Source organism: Fluviicoccus keumensis (assembly GCF_004217445.1).
GTDB lineage: Bacteria > Pseudomonadota > Gammaproteobacteria > Pseudomonadales > Moraxellaceae > Fluviicoccus > Fluviicoccus keumensis.
Window position 1 is genome coordinate 210,530 of record NZ_SHKX01000011.1, and the last position, 16,961, is coordinate 227,490.

Annotated in this window: 8 protein-coding genes; all 8 read left to right on the forward strand. The window is 54.8% G+C overall.

The genetic code is table 11. The features are described 5' to 3' along the window. Nucleotides 1-11: 11 nt before the first annotated feature. Nucleotides 12-1,175 (forward strand): bifunctional 2-methylcitrate synthase/citrate synthase, encoded by a 1,164-nt coding sequence (prpC, locus tag EV700_RS06340; protein WP_130411910.1) that lies wholly within the window; start codon nt 12-14, stop codon nt 1,173-1,175. A 3-nt stretch (nt 1,176-1,178) separates the two neighbouring features. Beyond that, complete coding sequence (gene acnD / locus EV700_RS06345; RefSeq protein WP_130411912.1) at nt 1,179-3,779, forward strand: Fe/S-dependent 2-methylisocitrate dehydratase AcnD; 2,601 nt, start codon at nt 1,179-1,181, stop codon at nt 3,777-3,779. 138 nt (nt 3,780-3,917) lie between these two features. Beyond that, nucleotides 3,918-5,105, forward strand: coding sequence for a 2-methylaconitate cis-trans isomerase PrpF (gene prpF, locus EV700_RS06350; protein WP_130411914.1), 1,188 nt, complete (start codon nt 3,918-3,920; stop codon nt 5,103-5,105). A 350-nt stretch (nt 5,106-5,455) separates the two neighbouring features. Beyond that, the gene (locus EV700_RS06355; RefSeq protein WP_130411916.1) at nt 5,456-6,442 is read left to right on the forward strand and encodes a hypothetical protein; all 987 of its coding nucleotides are present in this window, start codon (nt 5,456-5,458) and stop codon (nt 6,440-6,442) included. Between the two features lie 2 nt (nt 6,443-6,444). Continuing rightward, the gene (locus EV700_RS06360; protein WP_130411918.1) at nt 6,445-7,029 is read left to right on the forward strand and encodes a DUF6160 family protein; all 585 of its coding nucleotides are present in this window, start codon (nt 6,445-6,447) and stop codon (nt 7,027-7,029) included. 26 nt (nt 7,030-7,055) lie between these two features. Next, entirely contained in the window at nt 7,056-8,141 is a 1,086-nt protein-coding gene (locus EV700_RS06365; RefSeq protein WP_130411920.1) for a hypothetical protein, read from the forward strand. Nucleotides 8,142-8,152: 11 nt separating this feature from the next. Beyond that, nucleotides 8,153-10,132, forward strand: a complete 1,980-nt coding sequence (locus EV700_RS06370; RefSeq protein WP_130411922.1) for a DUF6160 family protein — start codon at nt 8,153-8,155, stop codon at nt 10,130-10,132. A gap of 83 nt (nt 10,133-10,215) precedes the next feature. Further along, nucleotides 10,216-16,881, forward strand: a complete 6,666-nt coding sequence (locus tag EV700_RS06375; RefSeq protein WP_130411924.1) for a beta strand repeat-containing protein — start codon at nt 10,216-10,218, stop codon at nt 16,879-16,881. The last annotated feature ends 80 nt before the right edge of the window (nt 16,882-16,961 follow it).

Below are 16,961 nucleotides of genomic sequence, written 5' to 3' on the forward strand. Positions count from 1 at the left end.
GAGACTCCCTCATGAGCACCGAGACCACCACCCCGAATCCCGGCTTCAAGCCCAAGAAATCCGTTGCCCTGAGCGGCACCGCCGCCGGCAACACCGCCCTCTGCACCGTCGGCCGCACCGGCAACGATCTGGCCTATCGAGGCTATGACATCCTCGATGTCGCCACCACCTGCGAATTTGAAGAAATCGCCCACCTGCTGGTCCATGGCAAGCTGCCGAACGTGGCCGAACTGGCCGGCTACAAGGCCAAGCTGAAGGCGCTGCGCGGCCTGCCCATTGCCGTCAAGGTGGCGCTGGAACAACTGCCGCCGTCCTCGCACCCGATGGATGTGATGCGTACCGGCGTTTCCGTGCTGGGCTGCGTCAAGCCGGAGAAGGAAGACCACAACCATCCCGGCGCGCGTGACATTGCCGACAAGCTGATGGCCTGCCTGGGCTCGATGCTGCTGTACTGGTACCACTTCGCCTACAATGGCAAGCGCATCGACGTTGAAACCGATGACGACTCCATCGGCGGTCACTTCCTGCACCTGTTGCACGGCCAGAAGCCGCGCGACACCTGGGTCCGCGCCATGCACACCTCGCTGATCCTGTACGCCGAGCACGAGTTCAATGCTTCCACCTTCACTTCGCGTGTGGTGGCAGGTACCGGTTCCGACATGTACTCGGCCATTTGCGGCGGCATCGGCGCGCTGCGCGGTCCGAAGCACGGCGGCGCCAACGAAGTGGCGTTTGAAATCCAGAAGCGCTACGACAATCCGGACGAGGCCGAAGCCGACATCCGCGCCCGCGTCGAGAAGAAGGAAGTGATCATCGGCTTCGGCCACCCGGTCTACACCGTCAGCGACCCGCGTAACGTCGTGATCAAGAAGGTGGCGGAAGACCTGAGCGCCGAGCAGTCGAACATGAAGATGTACAACATCGCCGAGCGCCTGGAGTCGGTGATGTGGGAAATCAAGAAGATGTTCCCGAACCTCGACTGGTTCAGCGCCGTCAGCTACCACATGATGGGCGTCCCCACCGACATGTTCACCCCGCTGTTCGTGATCGCACGCACCGCTGGCTGGAGCGCGCACGTGATTGAACAGCGTATCGACGGCAAGATCATCCGCCCGAGCGCCAACTACACGGGTCCGGAAGATCAGGTGTTTGTGCCGTTGAAGGACCGGAAGTAAGCCATGAACAGCCAATTCCGCAAGCAACTCCCCGGCACGTCGCTCGATTACTTCGACGCCCGCGCCGCCGTCAACGCCCTGAAACCGGGCGCGTGGGACGGCCTGCCGTACACCGCCCGCATCCATGCCGAAAACATCGTGCGCAAGGCGGACCCGGCCATCATCAACGATTGCCTGACACAGTTGATTGAACGCAAGCGTGAGCGTGACTTCCCGTGGTTCCCGGCCCGCGTGGTCTGCCACGACATCCTCGGCCAGACCGCGCTGGTCGATCTCGCCGGTCTGCGCGACGCCATTGCCGACCAGGGCGGTGATCCCGCCAAGGTCAATCCGGTGGTGCCGGTGCAGCTGATCGTCGACCACTCGCTGGCCGTGGAATGCGGCGGTTTCGACCCCGACGCCTTCCAGAAGAACCGCGACATCGAAGAGCGCCGCAACGAAGACCGTTTCCACTTCATCAACTGGACCAAGACCGCCTTCGACAACGTCGACGTGATCCCGGCCGGTAACGGCATCATGCACCAGATCAACCTGGAGAAGATGTCGCCGGTCATCCACAACGACAACGGCGTCGCCTATCCCGACACTTGTGTCGGCACCGACTCGCACACCCCGCACGTCGATGCGCTGGGCGTGATCTCGGTAGGCGTCGGCGGTCTGGAAGCTGAAAACGTCATGCTGGGCCGCGCCTCCTGGATGCGCACCCCGGACATGGTCGGCGTCGAGCTGACCGGCAAGCGCCAGCCCGGGATCACCGCCACCGACATCGTGCTTGCCCTGACCGAATTCCTGCGCAAGGAAAAGGTGGTCGGCGCGTATCTGGAGTTTTACGGCGAAGGCGTGCCCGGCCTGACCATCGGCGACCGCGCCACCATCTCCAACATGGCTCCGGAATACGGCGCGACCGCCGCGATGTTCGCCATCGACAGCCAGACGCTGGACTACCTCCGCCTGACCGGCCGTTCCGACGCGCAAGTGGCGCTGGTAGAAACCTACGCCAAGGAAGCCGGACTGTGGGCCGATACGCTGGTCAACGCCCAGTACGAACGCGTGCTGAAGTTCGACCTGTCCTCCGTGGTCCGCAACATGGCCGGGCCGTCCAACCCGCATCGCCGCCTGCCGGTGTCGGCACTCAAGGAGCGCGGCATCGCCGTCGACCTGGACAAGGCCCGCGCCCAGGAAGCAGAAGGCCTGATGCCGGACGGCGCGGTGATCATCGCCGCCATCACCAGCTGCACCAACACTTCCAACCCGCGTAACGTCATCGCCGCCGGACTGCTGGCGCGCAACGCCCGCAAGCTGGGTCTGGTGCGCAAGCCGTGGGTAAAGTCCTCGCTGGCGCCGGGTTCCAAGGTGGTTGAGTTGTACCTGAAGGAAGCCGGTCTGCTGGAAGATCTGGAAGCCTTGGGCTTCGGCATCGTCGCCTTCGCCTGCACTACCTGTAACGGCATGTCCGGTGCGCTGGATCCGAAGATCCAACAGGAAATCATCGACCGCGATCTGTACGCCACCGCCGTGCTGTCGGGCAACCGCAACTTCGACGGCCGTATCCACCCCTACGCCAAGCAGGCCTTCCTGGCTTCGCCGCCGCTGGTGGTGGCCTACGCCATTGCCGGGACCGTGCGTTTCGATATCGAGCAGGATGTGCTGGCCGTGGTCGACGGCAAGGAAATCCGCCTGAAGGACCTGTGGCCTTCGGATGAAGAGATCGACGCCATCGTCGCCAGGTCGGTCAAGCCGGAACAGTTCAACCGTATCTACATTCCGATGTTTGAGAAGAAGGAATCGGAGAAGGCTGCCTCGCCGCTGTACGACTGGCGCCCCATGTCCACCTACATCCGCCGTCCGCCGTACTGGGAAGGCGCGCTGGCCGGAGAACGCACGCTGAAGGGCATGCGCCCGCTGGCCGTGCTGCCGGACAACATCACCACCGATCACCTGTCGCCGTCGAACGCGATCGTGATGAACTCGGCGGCGGGTGAATACCTGCACAAGATGGGCCTGCCGGAAGAGGACTTCAATAGCTACGCCACCCACCGCGGCGACCACCTGACCACCCAGCGCGCGACCTTCGCCAACAAGGAACTGGTCAACGAAATGGCCGTGGTCGATGGACAGGTGAAGAAGGGTTCGCTCGCGCGCGTCGAGCCGGAAGGCAAGGTGATGCGCATGTGGGAAGCCATCGAAACCTACATGAACCGCAAGCAACCGCTGATCATCATCGCCGGAGCTGACTACGGTCAGGGTTCCAGCCGTGACTGGGCCGCCAAGGGCGTGCGTCTTGCCGGGGTGGAAGTAATCGTGGCGGAAGGCTTCGAGCGCATCCACCGCACCAACCTGATCGGCATGGGCGTGTTGCCCTGCGAGTTCAACGCGGGCACCACGCGCCTGACGTTGGGCATCGATGGCACCGAGACCTATGACGTCGAGGGCAAGCTGGCCCCGCGCGCCGACCTGACGCTGGTGATCCATCGCCGCAACGGGGAAGTGGTGCGCGTGCCGGTGACCTGCCGTCTCGATTCCGATGAGGAAGTGTCGGTGTATGAGGCCGGTGGCGTGCTGCAGCGTTTTGCGAAGGACTTTCTGGAGTCCAGCAAGGGCTGATATGGATGTAGGGGCGCACTGCGTGCGCCCTCGCCAACGAACACCCCGCATGGCAACGGCCATGCCCAGACACGGAAGGGCGCACGCAGTGCGCCCCTACGCATTTTTGTGACAACGGTTCCTCTGAGGTAAACCCCCATGTCAAACATTCCCCAAATCCGCATCCCCGCCACCTACATGCGCGGCGGCACCAGCAAGGGCGTCTTCTTCAAGCTGAATGACTTGCCCGAAAGCTGCCAGATGCCCGGTGAAGCCCGCGACAAGCTGTTCATGCGCGTCATCGGCAGCCCCGACCCTTATGCCGCCCACATCGACGGCATGGGCGGCGCCACCTCCAGCACCAGCAAGTGTGTCATCCTGTCGAAGAGCAGCGTGCCCGAGCACGATGTCGACTACCTCTACGGCCAGGTCTCCATCGACAAGGCCTTTGTCGACTGGAGCGGCAATTGCGGCAACCTGTCCACCGCGGCCGGAGCTTTCGCCATCCATGCCGGTCTGGTTGATCCGGCGCGCATTCCGCAAAACGGTACCGCCGTGGTGCGCATCTGGCAGGCCAACATCCAGAAAACCATTATCGCTCATGTCCCGGTTACGAACGGACAAGTGCAGGAAACGGGTGATTTCGAGCTGGACGGCGTCACTTTCCCCGCCGCCGAGATCGTGTTGGAGTTCCTTGATCCCTCTGACGACAGCGAGGACGGCGGCTCGATGTTCCCCACCGGCAACCTGGTGGATGACCTGGAAGTGCCCGGCGTCGGCACCTTCAAGGCGACCATGATCACTGCCGGGATTCCGACCGTTTTCGTCAATGCCGAGGACATTGGCTACACCGGCACTGAGCTGCGGGAAGCCATCAATACCGATCAGAAGGCGCTGGCCCGCTTCGAGCAGATCCGCGTCGCCGGCGCGCTGCGCATGGGCCTGATCAAGACGCCGGAAGAAGCCCTGACCCGCCAGCACACCCCGAAAATCGCCTTTGTGTCTGCTCCAAAGGAATACAAGGCCTCCAGCGGCAAGACCATTGGCACGGGGGATGTCGACCTGCTGGTGCGCGCGCTCTCCATGGGCAAGCTGCATCACGCCATGATGGGCACCTGCGCGGTGGCCATCGGCACGGCGGCGGCGGTGCCGGGCACGCTGGTGAACCAGGCGGCGGGCGGCGGCGAGCGCGAGGCGGTACGCTTCGGGCATCCGTCCGGCACGCTGCGCGTGGGCGCGCAAGCCAAGCTGGTTAATGGCGAGTGGACCGTCACCAAAGCCATCATGAGCCGCAGTGCGCGCATCCTGATGGAAGGGTGGGTTCGTGTCCCGGGTGACGCCTTCTAGACGCTATCCTGTTGTTTTTGTATGCCCCGGCCAGCAAGAGTGAAGATAGCCGACCGGGGTTTTTCCTCGCCGTTTACCGCCCGTCGCTTCATCCGCCATTACAAAAATACACCCGTCCCGCCTGTTTCGCCCTTTGGCATTTGCACTCAAAAACGTCATAATCAAAGGTAGTCTGTCTGCTTGAGGGTTGGTTCAAAACCGCGCAGACCTGGCATACATAAAGCTGAACAACAAAAAGATAAGGCGCGCCTATGAAAGTGCTACCCGGTCTCCTGCCCGTACCGATGTTACTGACCTGCCTCAGCGCAGCGGTTTGTCATGCCGATCTCCAGCCGATTGCGGAGGAGGGCATGGGTGACGTCACGGGGGCGGGTATCATCTATCTGCCTGAAAATTTTCAGATTGAGTTCGATGATCTGGCCTATGTGAAGACATTGGTTTCCAGTACGGCGCCGTCGTTCGGCAAAAAGGCCGAATTGATCTGGTATGGCTTGAAGCTGGGTGGCGCCAATGGCAGCGTCTCTACCACTTCCGGGTCTGTGATTCCCAGTTGGGGCACGGCCAATAATCCGTGGCTGCTCAAGGTTGAAACCATGACCAAGACAGGCTACTCCGGCGGTTCCACGGCGCTCCCTGTCCTGAACTATTATGCGCCAACCTATACCCCGGGCGAGGGTGGTCTGAAATACGGCTTCTGGGGCGATATCGTTGTTCGTGACAATTCAACGGGGCTGGTTGTCACCGACGGCAAATTCCAGTCACAAAACGTCTGGAACGACTTTACGCTGAACGGCAGCCGCATTTCCCTGTTCCAGAATACCTACGACCAAAGCTTCGGCATGGTGTGGCTGAACCGTATCAACAGCAGCGCCACAGGCAAATACCGCTTCTCGGTGGCGGAGTCCACCCAGCCCGCGGGCGCTTTGGGGAATTCAACCAATGCCGTTGCCACGGCGGTTCCGACATTCAGCGCTTCCGAAGGTTTTTACATCACCGACATGGATATCAACATGGTGGTGGGTAATCTTCATTATCAGCCGGTAATCATGGGCGCTGCCGATACCACGACCCAGAATTTCCAGGTGGAGGTGGTTCGTATTCCTAACGTGGCGTCAATCTACAACCAGTTCTACCGCGACTACAGTTCATCTTCTGCGACTGAGCTGGCCAAAATGTGTACAAATACAACGGCGGACTGTACGTCGGCAACGCACAGTCAGATCAATTTCGGAAAAGTGGAGTTCAAAAGTCCAACCGGCGCAACGGTGGATCTGGGTAGCGCCAAGATTGACGGCCTGATGATCCAGCACATGAAGATCAAGACCTTGGGATTATAATAATGAAAAAGCCTCTGTACCTGGCGTTGGTGCTGGCTGGCATGGCCGGAAGTGCGTTTGCTGATCTCGATCCGGTATCCAATGAAGCGCTTGATGATGTATCCGGGCAGGCGGGAATCGCGATTGCGCTGGATATGCGGCTGAACGCGGACGCCAATGGCAATACATTGTGCGGCGGTGCGTCCCTGGCCTTGATTGAGTGCCGCTTGGCGGTTTCGCTCAACAATCGGGGTACCGCCGGTACCGATCAGGAGTGGTTGGTGTGGAAGGGTTTTTACGGACGCATCTTCATTCCGTACCTGACGTTGGATGCGGATACGGTGTCCTACACCAATGATGGCGGCGGAACTTCCACGGTGTCGGCGGCCAAATTTGGATTTGGCGGAACGGCCAATAAAATCCAGATACAGAACCTGACCATTTCCAACATGTCGATTGAGCGTGACAACCTGCTGACGGCATCTGGCACGCGAGGCTATCTGGCAACCAGTGAGGACGGCTTTCTCGGTCTCCAGATCAATGGCAATGTCGCCATTAGCGGCACCTTGAAAATGTTTGCTTGCACATCCGACCATCCGCGTTGCTGAGTAGGGGAAAAATAATGATAAGAAAAATGATGGCGTGGATTGTGGCTGTGCTGCTGGCTCATGTCTCTGTTGCCTGGTCGGGTATGCAGGACATGGATGATGAAAGCCTGGATGGCGTTACCGCGCAGGCATCCTTGTTTGCGGTCGACTACATTCCTCCCGGCGGCGGCAACCCGAACAGCAACATCGGTTTCTATCGCATTGCGCTGGATGCGGAAATGCAGATGAACGCCAATATTCGTAGCCTGCAACTGGGGTGTGGCGGGGTTAAAGGCTCCGGTTGCGATATCGACATTTCCAACGTCCGTCTTACCGGCGCCACGGCTTCCAGCGCCACGGATTCCGGGCCGCTGACAGACGCGATCCTGACGCGTCCCTTCTTCGAGTTCGCCATCCGGAATCCAACTGTCGCCGCCACGCGTGAAATGGTAGGCATCCGTTTTGGTGCCGAACAGGCCTTCGGCAAAATGACGATGGGTGAAAATCCCAATCCGTCAGATAACTCGGATGATTTCGGTATCAACAGCTTCAGCGGCGACATGAACGCGGTTATCAACCAGGCCTCGATGACCAATATTTGTGCGCGTGTGCTCTTCTGTATTATGACAACAGCAACGCTGGATCCTTATGACTATGCGGCTCTGCACGGCGGCAATCCATTGATCTTCAACCGCAGCCAGAACCAGACTTGCGGTAGTACCGATTATCCCACCGCAACCAACTGCATGTTCATGGACGGCCTCGTGGCGCATGCGGCGTTGTTTGGTTTGACACTGGATTCCCGTCTGACCGAAAATCTCAAGTACGTGCATGATCTGGCCATTACCGACACCGCCGGTACCGGACCAGTTCGAGGGCTGTATTTATCCTTGCAGAAAGAGGCGTTGTACTGGCAAAAGGTCGATGGCATTACCAACCCATTCGCCACGGTAGCTGCCCAGCAGGGCTGGTGGATGTCCATTCCTCAGGTGACGATCCAGAATCTTGTTATCAATGATTATATTGAAGTGAGTGGTACGGGCGCGCTGTTCGGACAGCCTGCCGTCATCCAGAACGTCGATCTTGGTCAGTTGCCGGCAGACAACTGCTACGGCTCGCTGCAGTTCTGCTAGGAGGAATGAGGATGAAATCCGCAATGACCCTGCTGGCTTACAGCATGTTGTTGATCAACCAGGGCGCATTTGCCCTGGATTCGCTGACTGATGAGTCGATGGGAGATATCAGTGGTCAGGAAGGTTTGTCGGTCGGAGTCTCCGGCTCTTCGTTGACCATGACGCGCGCCTATTGGCAGGAAGACAGCAAGGATCTGCAATTTCGGAATATCAACCTGACCGGCCCAGGTGGCAGCGGTACATTTTCAGCAACGGCAACCATGGACATCGGTGCGGACACCGACCTGGTTAGCGGTGTTCCCGCCATTGCATTGAATGTCAGCCTGCAGCCGTTTCTGCTGACGGTGGGGTCATTCGGGATTTGTAACGCCGGCGTGGCTTGCGCTACCACATATGGCGAACTGGCTCTGGAAAATACCCAGACTTCAACCATTTCTTATTTCAATACCAATGGCTTTTTTGATGGCACCAGCGCCAACGGCCGCCTGAAGGTCAATATCAAGGGCGCCAACCTGTATCTTGCCCAAACGAATCCCTCATCGGTACGTAGCTTGGCAATCCTGAAAAACCTGAATGTCAACGGCACGCTTAACGGCCAATTTACCATCGATCCGACGGAAGGCTTTCGGGCAACCGGCACATTGGGCCTGAGCAAGACCGGCAACACCAATGGTTTCCAGTTTGACCTGGCGCAGAAGAGCAATGTGGTCAGTGGATTTACCACTACCGGCGCTGGCACCATCTTGCGGGTCGGTGCTTCCGGTAACATGACCAATGTAGACTTCCGGATGCGCGCCGATAATTCGCTGACCGGAACGGGCAGCCAAGGCCTGAAGATTTCGACATCAGCGGTATTGGACAAGAATACCTTCTCGCTGGAGTTGGGGCATCCCAATGCCTACTCGGTCATCTTCAAGAATTTTGCCGACTTCATCAATGGGGCCGCGATTAACCCGACCAGTCCGGATATCACCTTTGGCGACTGGTATATCAATCTGATCGCCGCCGGGGGCACGCTGCCGGACTTCAGGACAGGGTTTGGTTCGGTAGGCGGGGAAACCTCGGATGCGCTGGGGATTGCGATTCGCAACCTGAATCTCCAGACCTATGCCCGCACGCTGGTTTTCCAGAACAACTCCACCTTCGCCCAGACCACCCAGAACTGGTCGTTGATTCCCACGTTGTATGACTTTGACGCCAATATGCTGTTGTATCCGGGCGGTCACCCGAATGCGGCGGTGACGGTCAAGCGCGGGATTGGTTTCGATCTGAAGTTCGCCACGACCGGCCGTGACGGCACAGGCCTTGAGGGAACCCATGTGCTGATTGCGGACCCCACGGCCGGAACCTATCTGGGTTGGCGGAATATCGATGGGCAAGTCACGCTGGGTCAAAGCCAGTTCTTTGTGGCGGATGCGGCCACGGACGGTGTGGATGGCATCAAATTCACGTCGAAAAACATGATGATCGATTTGTCGGGCGAATTTGCCGTCGGCCAACTACCCAACGGATCCACCATTACCACGATTCGTAATGATGACGAAATGTTCGGCCTGCGCGTTCGGATGGCCGGTGAGATGTCGTTTGCCTTGTCTCCGCCCGGTGGTACAGGGGGTTACCTGGGGATGAGCGGACAATTGGTGCTGAATGGCGGTGCGACCAACAGTATCTCGCTGATTGAGCCCACGGATGGAACACAGATCCAGTTCAGCAATATCAGCGGAACCATCAACCTGAATCCTGAGCATGTGGCTGGTGATAGCAATTTCAGCGACGCCAGCCGTATCGAGATCGGTAACAGTACGGTGACGTTCGCCGGCGCATTCCAGTTCGGGCCGGGCACAGGTCTGGGAGCGGCGCAAGGAACTGGCTTCGCCAATATTGTGCGGATCGGCGATTTGAATCTGGTCAGCGGCAGTACGTATCGAATGGGTGAAATTGTGATACCTGGCGGGCGACTGTACGCTCAACTCGATATTAAGCCCCAATAATCCGACAGAAGACCCAATACCGCCCGGTGATATGACTACAATTTAAGCAGGTCCGGGCTGGACACTAAGAACCGAGGTGCAAGATGGCGATCATTAACGGTGATTCTAACAACAATAGCCTGACGGGTACTGCCAGTGCTGACAGCCTTTACGGCTATGCTGGTAACGATACCCTTTCCGGGGCCGGGGGAAATGACTACCTGGACGGCGGTTCCGGTGATGATTCCATGGTTGGTGGTTTGGGCAATGATGTCTATGTGATCGACAGCGCCAGCGATGTGGTGGTTGAGTTGGCGGGAGAGGGCACGGATGTTGCATATGTTTACGCGACAACCATTAACCTGTCCACCAGCTCCATCGAAATTATTAATATGTATGGTGGGTCGCTGAACGTTACGGCGAACTCTGAAAGCAATCGCATTAACGGGAATTCAGGCAACAATTCGATTGATGGCGGAGCCGGGGTCGATACCATTTTTGCCGGGTCCGGCGATGATACGGTTTATGGCGGTGCCGGCACAGATTATATCTACGGTGACGATGGTAACGATCTGCTGAGCGGCGATTCAGAAAATGACCGTCTTTACGGCGGGAATGGGAATGATACGCTGCTTGGCGGTGCCGGTGATGATATTTTGTCAGGTGGAATCGGCACTGATTCAATGATCGGGGGAACTGGGCGAGATAGCTACTATGTTGACAGCTCTTTGGATGTTGTTGTCGAGAATGCTAATGAAGGTACAGATAAAGTGTATAGTGAAATTAGCTATACATTAGGTGCTGATGTCGAGTTGTTGGAGTTGCTTGGAACCGCCAATCTAAATGGAATTGGCAATACATTGGATAATTGGATAACAGGTAATACTGGCAATAATAGCCTTGTGGGTGGGAGCGGTAATGATACTTTAGATGGAGGTGTGGGCCAAGATACGATGGTTGGAGGTTTGGGTAATGATCGATATTTTGTTGATAGTGCATTAGATGTTGTGACTGAAGCCGCATCCGAAGGTACGGATGCGATTGTCAGTAGCATTAGTTATGTCCTCGGAGCTAATATTGAAAATTTGGCTTTAACTGGGCAGTCTAATTTGACGGCAACAGGTAATGCACAGGATAATTATCTGGTTGGTAATGATGGGAATAATACCATTACAGGTGGTGCAGGTAATGATGTGGTTAATGGCGGGGCAGGGAATGATTCTCTGGTTGGCGGCCTTGGCAATGATCAGTATTACGTTGATAGTTATGGTGATGTAGTCGTTGAGTTGGCAAACGAAGGCAATGATCGCGTTTACAGCTATGTCGGTTTTACCCTGCCGAATAACGTCGAGAACCTGGTTTTGCTGGGGGGGGATAATATCGTCGCCTATGGCAACAGCCTGGTTAATAATTTGCGTGGTAATAATGGAGATAACACGCTGAATGGAGGCACAGGCGCTGATATTATGATTGGAGGCGGCGGTAATGACACGTACTATGTCGATAATGTCGGCGATACTGTTACCGAGGCGGCTGGCGAAGGAACGAATGATACTATTTATGCCTCAGTCAATTATACTCTTCCCATTAATGTTGAGCGCCTGATTATTTCAGGTTCAGCTACCACTCTGACGGGTAATAGCAGTGATAATTATCTGGTCGGAAACACTGCTGCAAACACCATTGATGGTGGTTTAGGTAATGATACGCTGGATGGCGGAACTGGCGCCGATAGTATGAACGGCGGTGATGGTAACGACGTCTACTATGTTGATAATGTGGGTGACGTGCTGGTAGACAGCAGTGGTACGGATACCGTTTATTCCTCTATTTCCTACACGCTAGGCACAGGGTTTGAAAATCTGGTATTGACCGGGACCTCTAATATTAACGGGTCCGGTAATGCTTCCGCCAACGCAATTACCGGGAATGCCTCTTCCAATACCCTGACAAGCGGAGCGGCTACAGGAACTACTGGTAACGATACACTGACTGGTGGAGACGGTGACGACACCTACATCATAGATGATGCTGGCGATGTCATTATCGAGCAGGATGGCGAGGGTACCGATAACGTCCAGGTTAATTATTCCGGCTATACTCTAAGTGCCAATGTGGAAAACTTGACGTTGATGGGCACCGTAGCGGCCGTAACGGGTAATGTGCTCGATAATACCATGGATGGTAATGCCAGTAATAACATGATGTCGGGTGCGGACGGTAATGACCGCATTAATGGCCAAGGCGGTGCTGACACCATCGATGGCGGTAACGGCGATGACATTATTGATGGCGGCGCTGGTACTGACTCCATGGTGGGTGGTGCCGGAAATGACAGTTTTTATGTGGATGCTGCGGCCGATGTGATTGTTGAAGCTGCTTCGGGTGGTACTGATACGGTTAATGCGTCGGTCAGTTATACCATCTCGGCGAATATTGAGTCACTCGTGCTAACAGGTACGGCGGCTAACGGTAATGGAGCGACCGGTAATTTCAATGAAATGATTACTGGTAATGCTGCGAATAACATCCTGTCGGGCGATGGCGGGAATGATACCCTTTATGGCGGAACCGGTAACGATACCTTGAGCGGTGGCGCTAACGATGACGTTCTGGATGGTAATGCTGGTACTGATTCCATGGTGGGCGGAACAGGTAACGATAGCTATTATGTGGATAATTCAGGTGATTCCGTTACGGAAAATGCCTCAGAAGGAACAGACACTGTCTACACATCAATCAGTTATACGTTGGGAACAAACTTTGAAAATCTGACAGCAACTGGCTCTCAAGCGATTACTTTGACCGGTAATAGCGTTTCAAATTATATCACCGGTAACAGTAGTGCGAATACCTTGATTGGGGGTGCCGGTGATACCTTGGCAGGAGGTGGGGGCAATGACACCTATGTTTATTCTGGCAGTTTCACCGGAGCAATTGTTGAGACCGCAACAGGGGGTAATGATACTATCCAGGCGGATTTCAACGTTGACCTGAATGCAACCCAGTATGCCAATGTTGAAAATATCACGTTCACGAATGGATCTCGTACAGGTACGGGTAATGGGGTTGCAAATTACTTCATTAGTAATGCTAATGAAAATGTCTATTATGGGAACGGAGGTAATGACACCTTCGATAGTAATTACGGGGGAGGTAATGCAGAGGATGTACCACCGACATCCAATGATGGTGATACCATGTACGGCGGTACGGGTGATGATACATACTATGTCAGCACTTTTGACGAGCGCTATACCTCGTACAACTGGTTAGGGCAAGCAACTGTTAATCCCGGTTGGGCTCCTTATGTTCTGGACGTGATCGTAGAAAATGCCAATGAAGGTAATGACTCGTTGGTTATCAACTGGATTGATGTTGATGACGATGACAACGGAAGTGGTATCGAATCTGCCACTGTTGATCTGAATGCAGGCGCGAGTGATCTTGCCAATGGTCTAAGCCGGATTGGTAACGGGAATATTGAAAATTTAACGTTTACCGGCACTGATGATCTTAAAAAAGCTCAGGGGAATGGTTTGAACAACCTGATTATTGGTGGTTCAGGTGCCAATACATTATCGGGTGGTGGCGGTAATGACACTATTTCCGGCGGAGGTGGTGGCGATACTCTAAATGGTGAAGATGGTGATGATTCAATTATCACGGATGGCGGTGACGCTATTTCCGGGGGTAATGGTACGGATACTGTTTTGACCACCGTATCTTATGCGCTGGATGCGGATGTGGAAAATGCGGTTCTTCAAAATGCAGCCGCGAATTTGAGCTTGACGGGTAACGGCCTGAATAATGTGCTTACAGGTGATGCCGGTAACAATACCCTGACAGGTGGAACCGGCGCCGATTCTATGAGTGGTGGTGCTGGCAATGATACCTATGATGTTGACAATGTGTCCGATGTTTGTACCGAAAATGCTTTTGGTGGAACTGACACTGTTAATGCTGCTGTCAACTGGACCCTGGGTGCCAATTTCGAGAATCTGTACCTGAAGGCAGGTACCGGCACTATTGCGGGTACCGGTAACAACCTTAATAACACGCTTAACGGTTGGGATAATCTTTTGAGTAACTCTCTGGCTGGTGGGGCAGGGGACGATACCTATTATGTTTATTATGATGGTGCGAACAGTGATGTTGTGACCGAAAACGCCAATGCAGGTTATGATGTGGTTAACATCAAGGCCAACGGGACGTTGGCAACATATACCATGGACGCCAATGTTGAAAAATTGGTGCTACAGGGAACCGCAACATTTTCCCTGGTGAATGGGAATGTTTTAGATAATGGAATAATTGGCACATTTAATGCCGCTGGACTGACAACGTTGGCTGGAGGCGCGGGTAACGATTATTATATTGTAGGCAGCAACGATACAGTTTCAGAGACGGCGGGAAATGGCTATGATACTGTATATGTTGATAATGTTAACTATAGCGGTTCACTGGCGAATGTTGAGGCGGTATATGCATACAATACCACCAGTGAGACAACTAATTTTACGTCTGGGGGATTTACACTTAATTTTGGCACCAATACAGGTGGCTTGCTTGTCTGGGATGGTACAGGTGCTGATACAGTAACAACCGGCTCTGGCAACGATACGATTTACGGTAATGGTGGTACGGATACGCTGGCGGGAGGTGCTGGAAACGACACATACTATATTACTTCCGGCTCGGCGCAAATTACCGAACTTGCTAGCGCCGGAACTGATACAGTTTATAGTTCAGCCACATATACATTGGCGTCTAACGTTGAGTTTCTTTACCTTCAGGATTCGGGTGGAGCCATCAACGCCACAGGCAGTACCGGTAACGACACCATCATCGGCAATACCTCCAATAATCTCATATCTGGTGGCGATGGAAATGACACGCTGTCTGGAGGGGGGGGGACTGATACACTAACAGGGGGTAAAGGTGCCGACTTCTATTACGCGGACTCCAGCTCCGATGCGATCACCGAGTTGCAAACTGATCTCACGGATGGTTTGCCCGCTGGCAATTTCGCAATCTACGGGGGTTCCACTCCTGCTGCAGAGACCGTCGATAAGGCCTTTGATAACAACACTTCCACCAAGTATCTCAACTATACGACTCCAAATACCGGAGCGCTGATCGATTTGGGCTACTCCGCAATTGTGACTTCGTTGGGGCTGACTACCGCTAATGATGCGTCCTATCGTGATCCAAAGACCTTTACGCTTTATGGTTCCAATACCTCAACGACCTTGGATATGGTGCAAATTTCCGGAACCGCGGTTGCTTTAACAACGACTACTGCCCGTTTAACGGACTACCCAACGGTAGACCTCTCTGCAAATCTGTCCGCCTATCGATATTATCGCTTGGTATTCAATAGCATTGTTGGCGGAGGAGGAGATACAGATGTTCAGGTCTCTGAGATCCGTCTGGGCGGTGCCTGGAATGATACGGATACGGTCAGTTCCAGCGCCAGTTACACGTTGGGATCGTTGATCGAGAATCTCATTTTGACAGGTTCGTCTGCCATCAATGGAACGGGTAACGCCAGCGCGAACTCTCTGACTGGGAACTCTGCGGCCAATGTCCTTGACGGCTTGGGCGGCATAGACACCATGGCAGGTGGCTTGGGTGATGACACCTATATTGTCGACAATGCAAGTGATTCTGTTGTTGAGAATACAGGTGAGGGGACTGATGTGGTTCAATCGTCTGTTTCATACACTCTGGCGGCCAACGTTGAAAATCTGACTCTGACGGGAACTTCAGCGATTAATGCCACTGGTAACGCCCTGAATAACTATCTAACGGGTAATAGTGCAGCCAACGTTCTGACTGGCGGTGCCGGAGACGACATCTATTACGTCGAAGGCTCTGATACCGTGACTGAGTTGGCTAATGAGGGTACTGATAGTGTGCTTTCTACGAGCTCGTATACCTTGGCGGCCGGCTCATACATCGAGAACCTGCAATTGCTTGAGTTTGCAGGAGCCATTAACGCAATTGGCAACGAGTACGACAACTTCATCCAGGGTAACGGCAACAACAACTCGATTGTGGGCGGTTTGGGGAATGATACGCTCGATGGCATGGCAGGCAACGACACCATGCTGGGGGGCCTCGGTGACGACGTTTATTTCGTTGATAACACCTCTGACTCCGTGACAGAGTTGGCTGGCGAAGGCGTAGACACGGTCTACAGCCAGGCCACCACATATACCTTGGGAGCGAATGTCGAAAACCTGGTGCTGGTTGGTCTGAACAACATTAGCGGTGTGGGAAATACTCAGGATAATGCAATTACTGGTAATGCTGGTGCTAATGTGCTGAGTGGTGGTGGTGGCAATGATACCTTCAACGGAATGCAAGGCAACGATACAATCACAGGTGGTACTGGAAATACAAGTTACCTCTTTGCCAGAGGGGATGGTACTGATTCAGTTTCCGACACGGGAGGAGTGGATAGTTTTACGTTCGATTCCTCCGTAAATCATACTCAACTATGGTTTGCCCAGAGCGGAAATGATCTTGTGGTGACAGTGATAGGCACAACCGATCAGGTAACGTTCAATGGTTGGTTCACAGCGGCGGCTAATCATATCGAAACTATTTCCACTGGTGATGGTTTTGCAATTGATGATAGCAGTGTTGGGACGTTGGTTACGGCAATGGCAGCCTTTACTCAGCCGCCTTTGGGCTATACGGATATGCCGCCAGAGTACTTTGACAGCCTGGAGTTGACCCTGTTCTCTACCTGGCAGGGTTAAACGAACGTGGGAGCCCCTCAGGGGCTCCCACGTCCTGTTCCGAATTGTCTTGTCTCCCTTCCCTTTGCTTCATTCTCCCG

Coding starts and splice junctions, on each gene's coding strand:
- EV700_RS06375 (WP_130411924.1), top strand. CDS start 10,216: ATGGCGATCATTAACGGTGATTCTAACAACAATAGCCTGACGGGTACT.
- prpC (WP_130411910.1), top strand. CDS start 12: ATGAGCACCGAGACCACCACCCCGAATCCCGGCTTCAAGCCCAAGAAA.
- EV700_RS06365 (WP_130411920.1), top strand. CDS start 7,056: ATGATGGCGTGGATTGTGGCTGTGCTGCTGGCTCATGTCTCTGTTGCC.
- prpF (WP_130411914.1), top strand. CDS start 3,918: ATGTCAAACATTCCCCAAATCCGCATCCCCGCCACCTACATGCGCGGC.
- EV700_RS06355 (WP_130411916.1), top strand. CDS start 5,456: ATGGGTGACGTCACGGGGGCGGGTATCATCTATCTGCCTGAAAATTTT.
- EV700_RS06360 (WP_130411918.1), top strand. CDS start 6,445: ATGAAAAAGCCTCTGTACCTGGCGTTGGTGCTGGCTGGCATGGCCGGA.
- EV700_RS06370 (WP_130411922.1), top strand. CDS start 8,153: ATGAAATCCGCAATGACCCTGCTGGCTTACAGCATGTTGTTGATCAAC.
- acnD (WP_130411912.1), top strand. CDS start 1,179: ATGAACAGCCAATTCCGCAAGCAACTCCCCGGCACGTCGCTCGATTAC.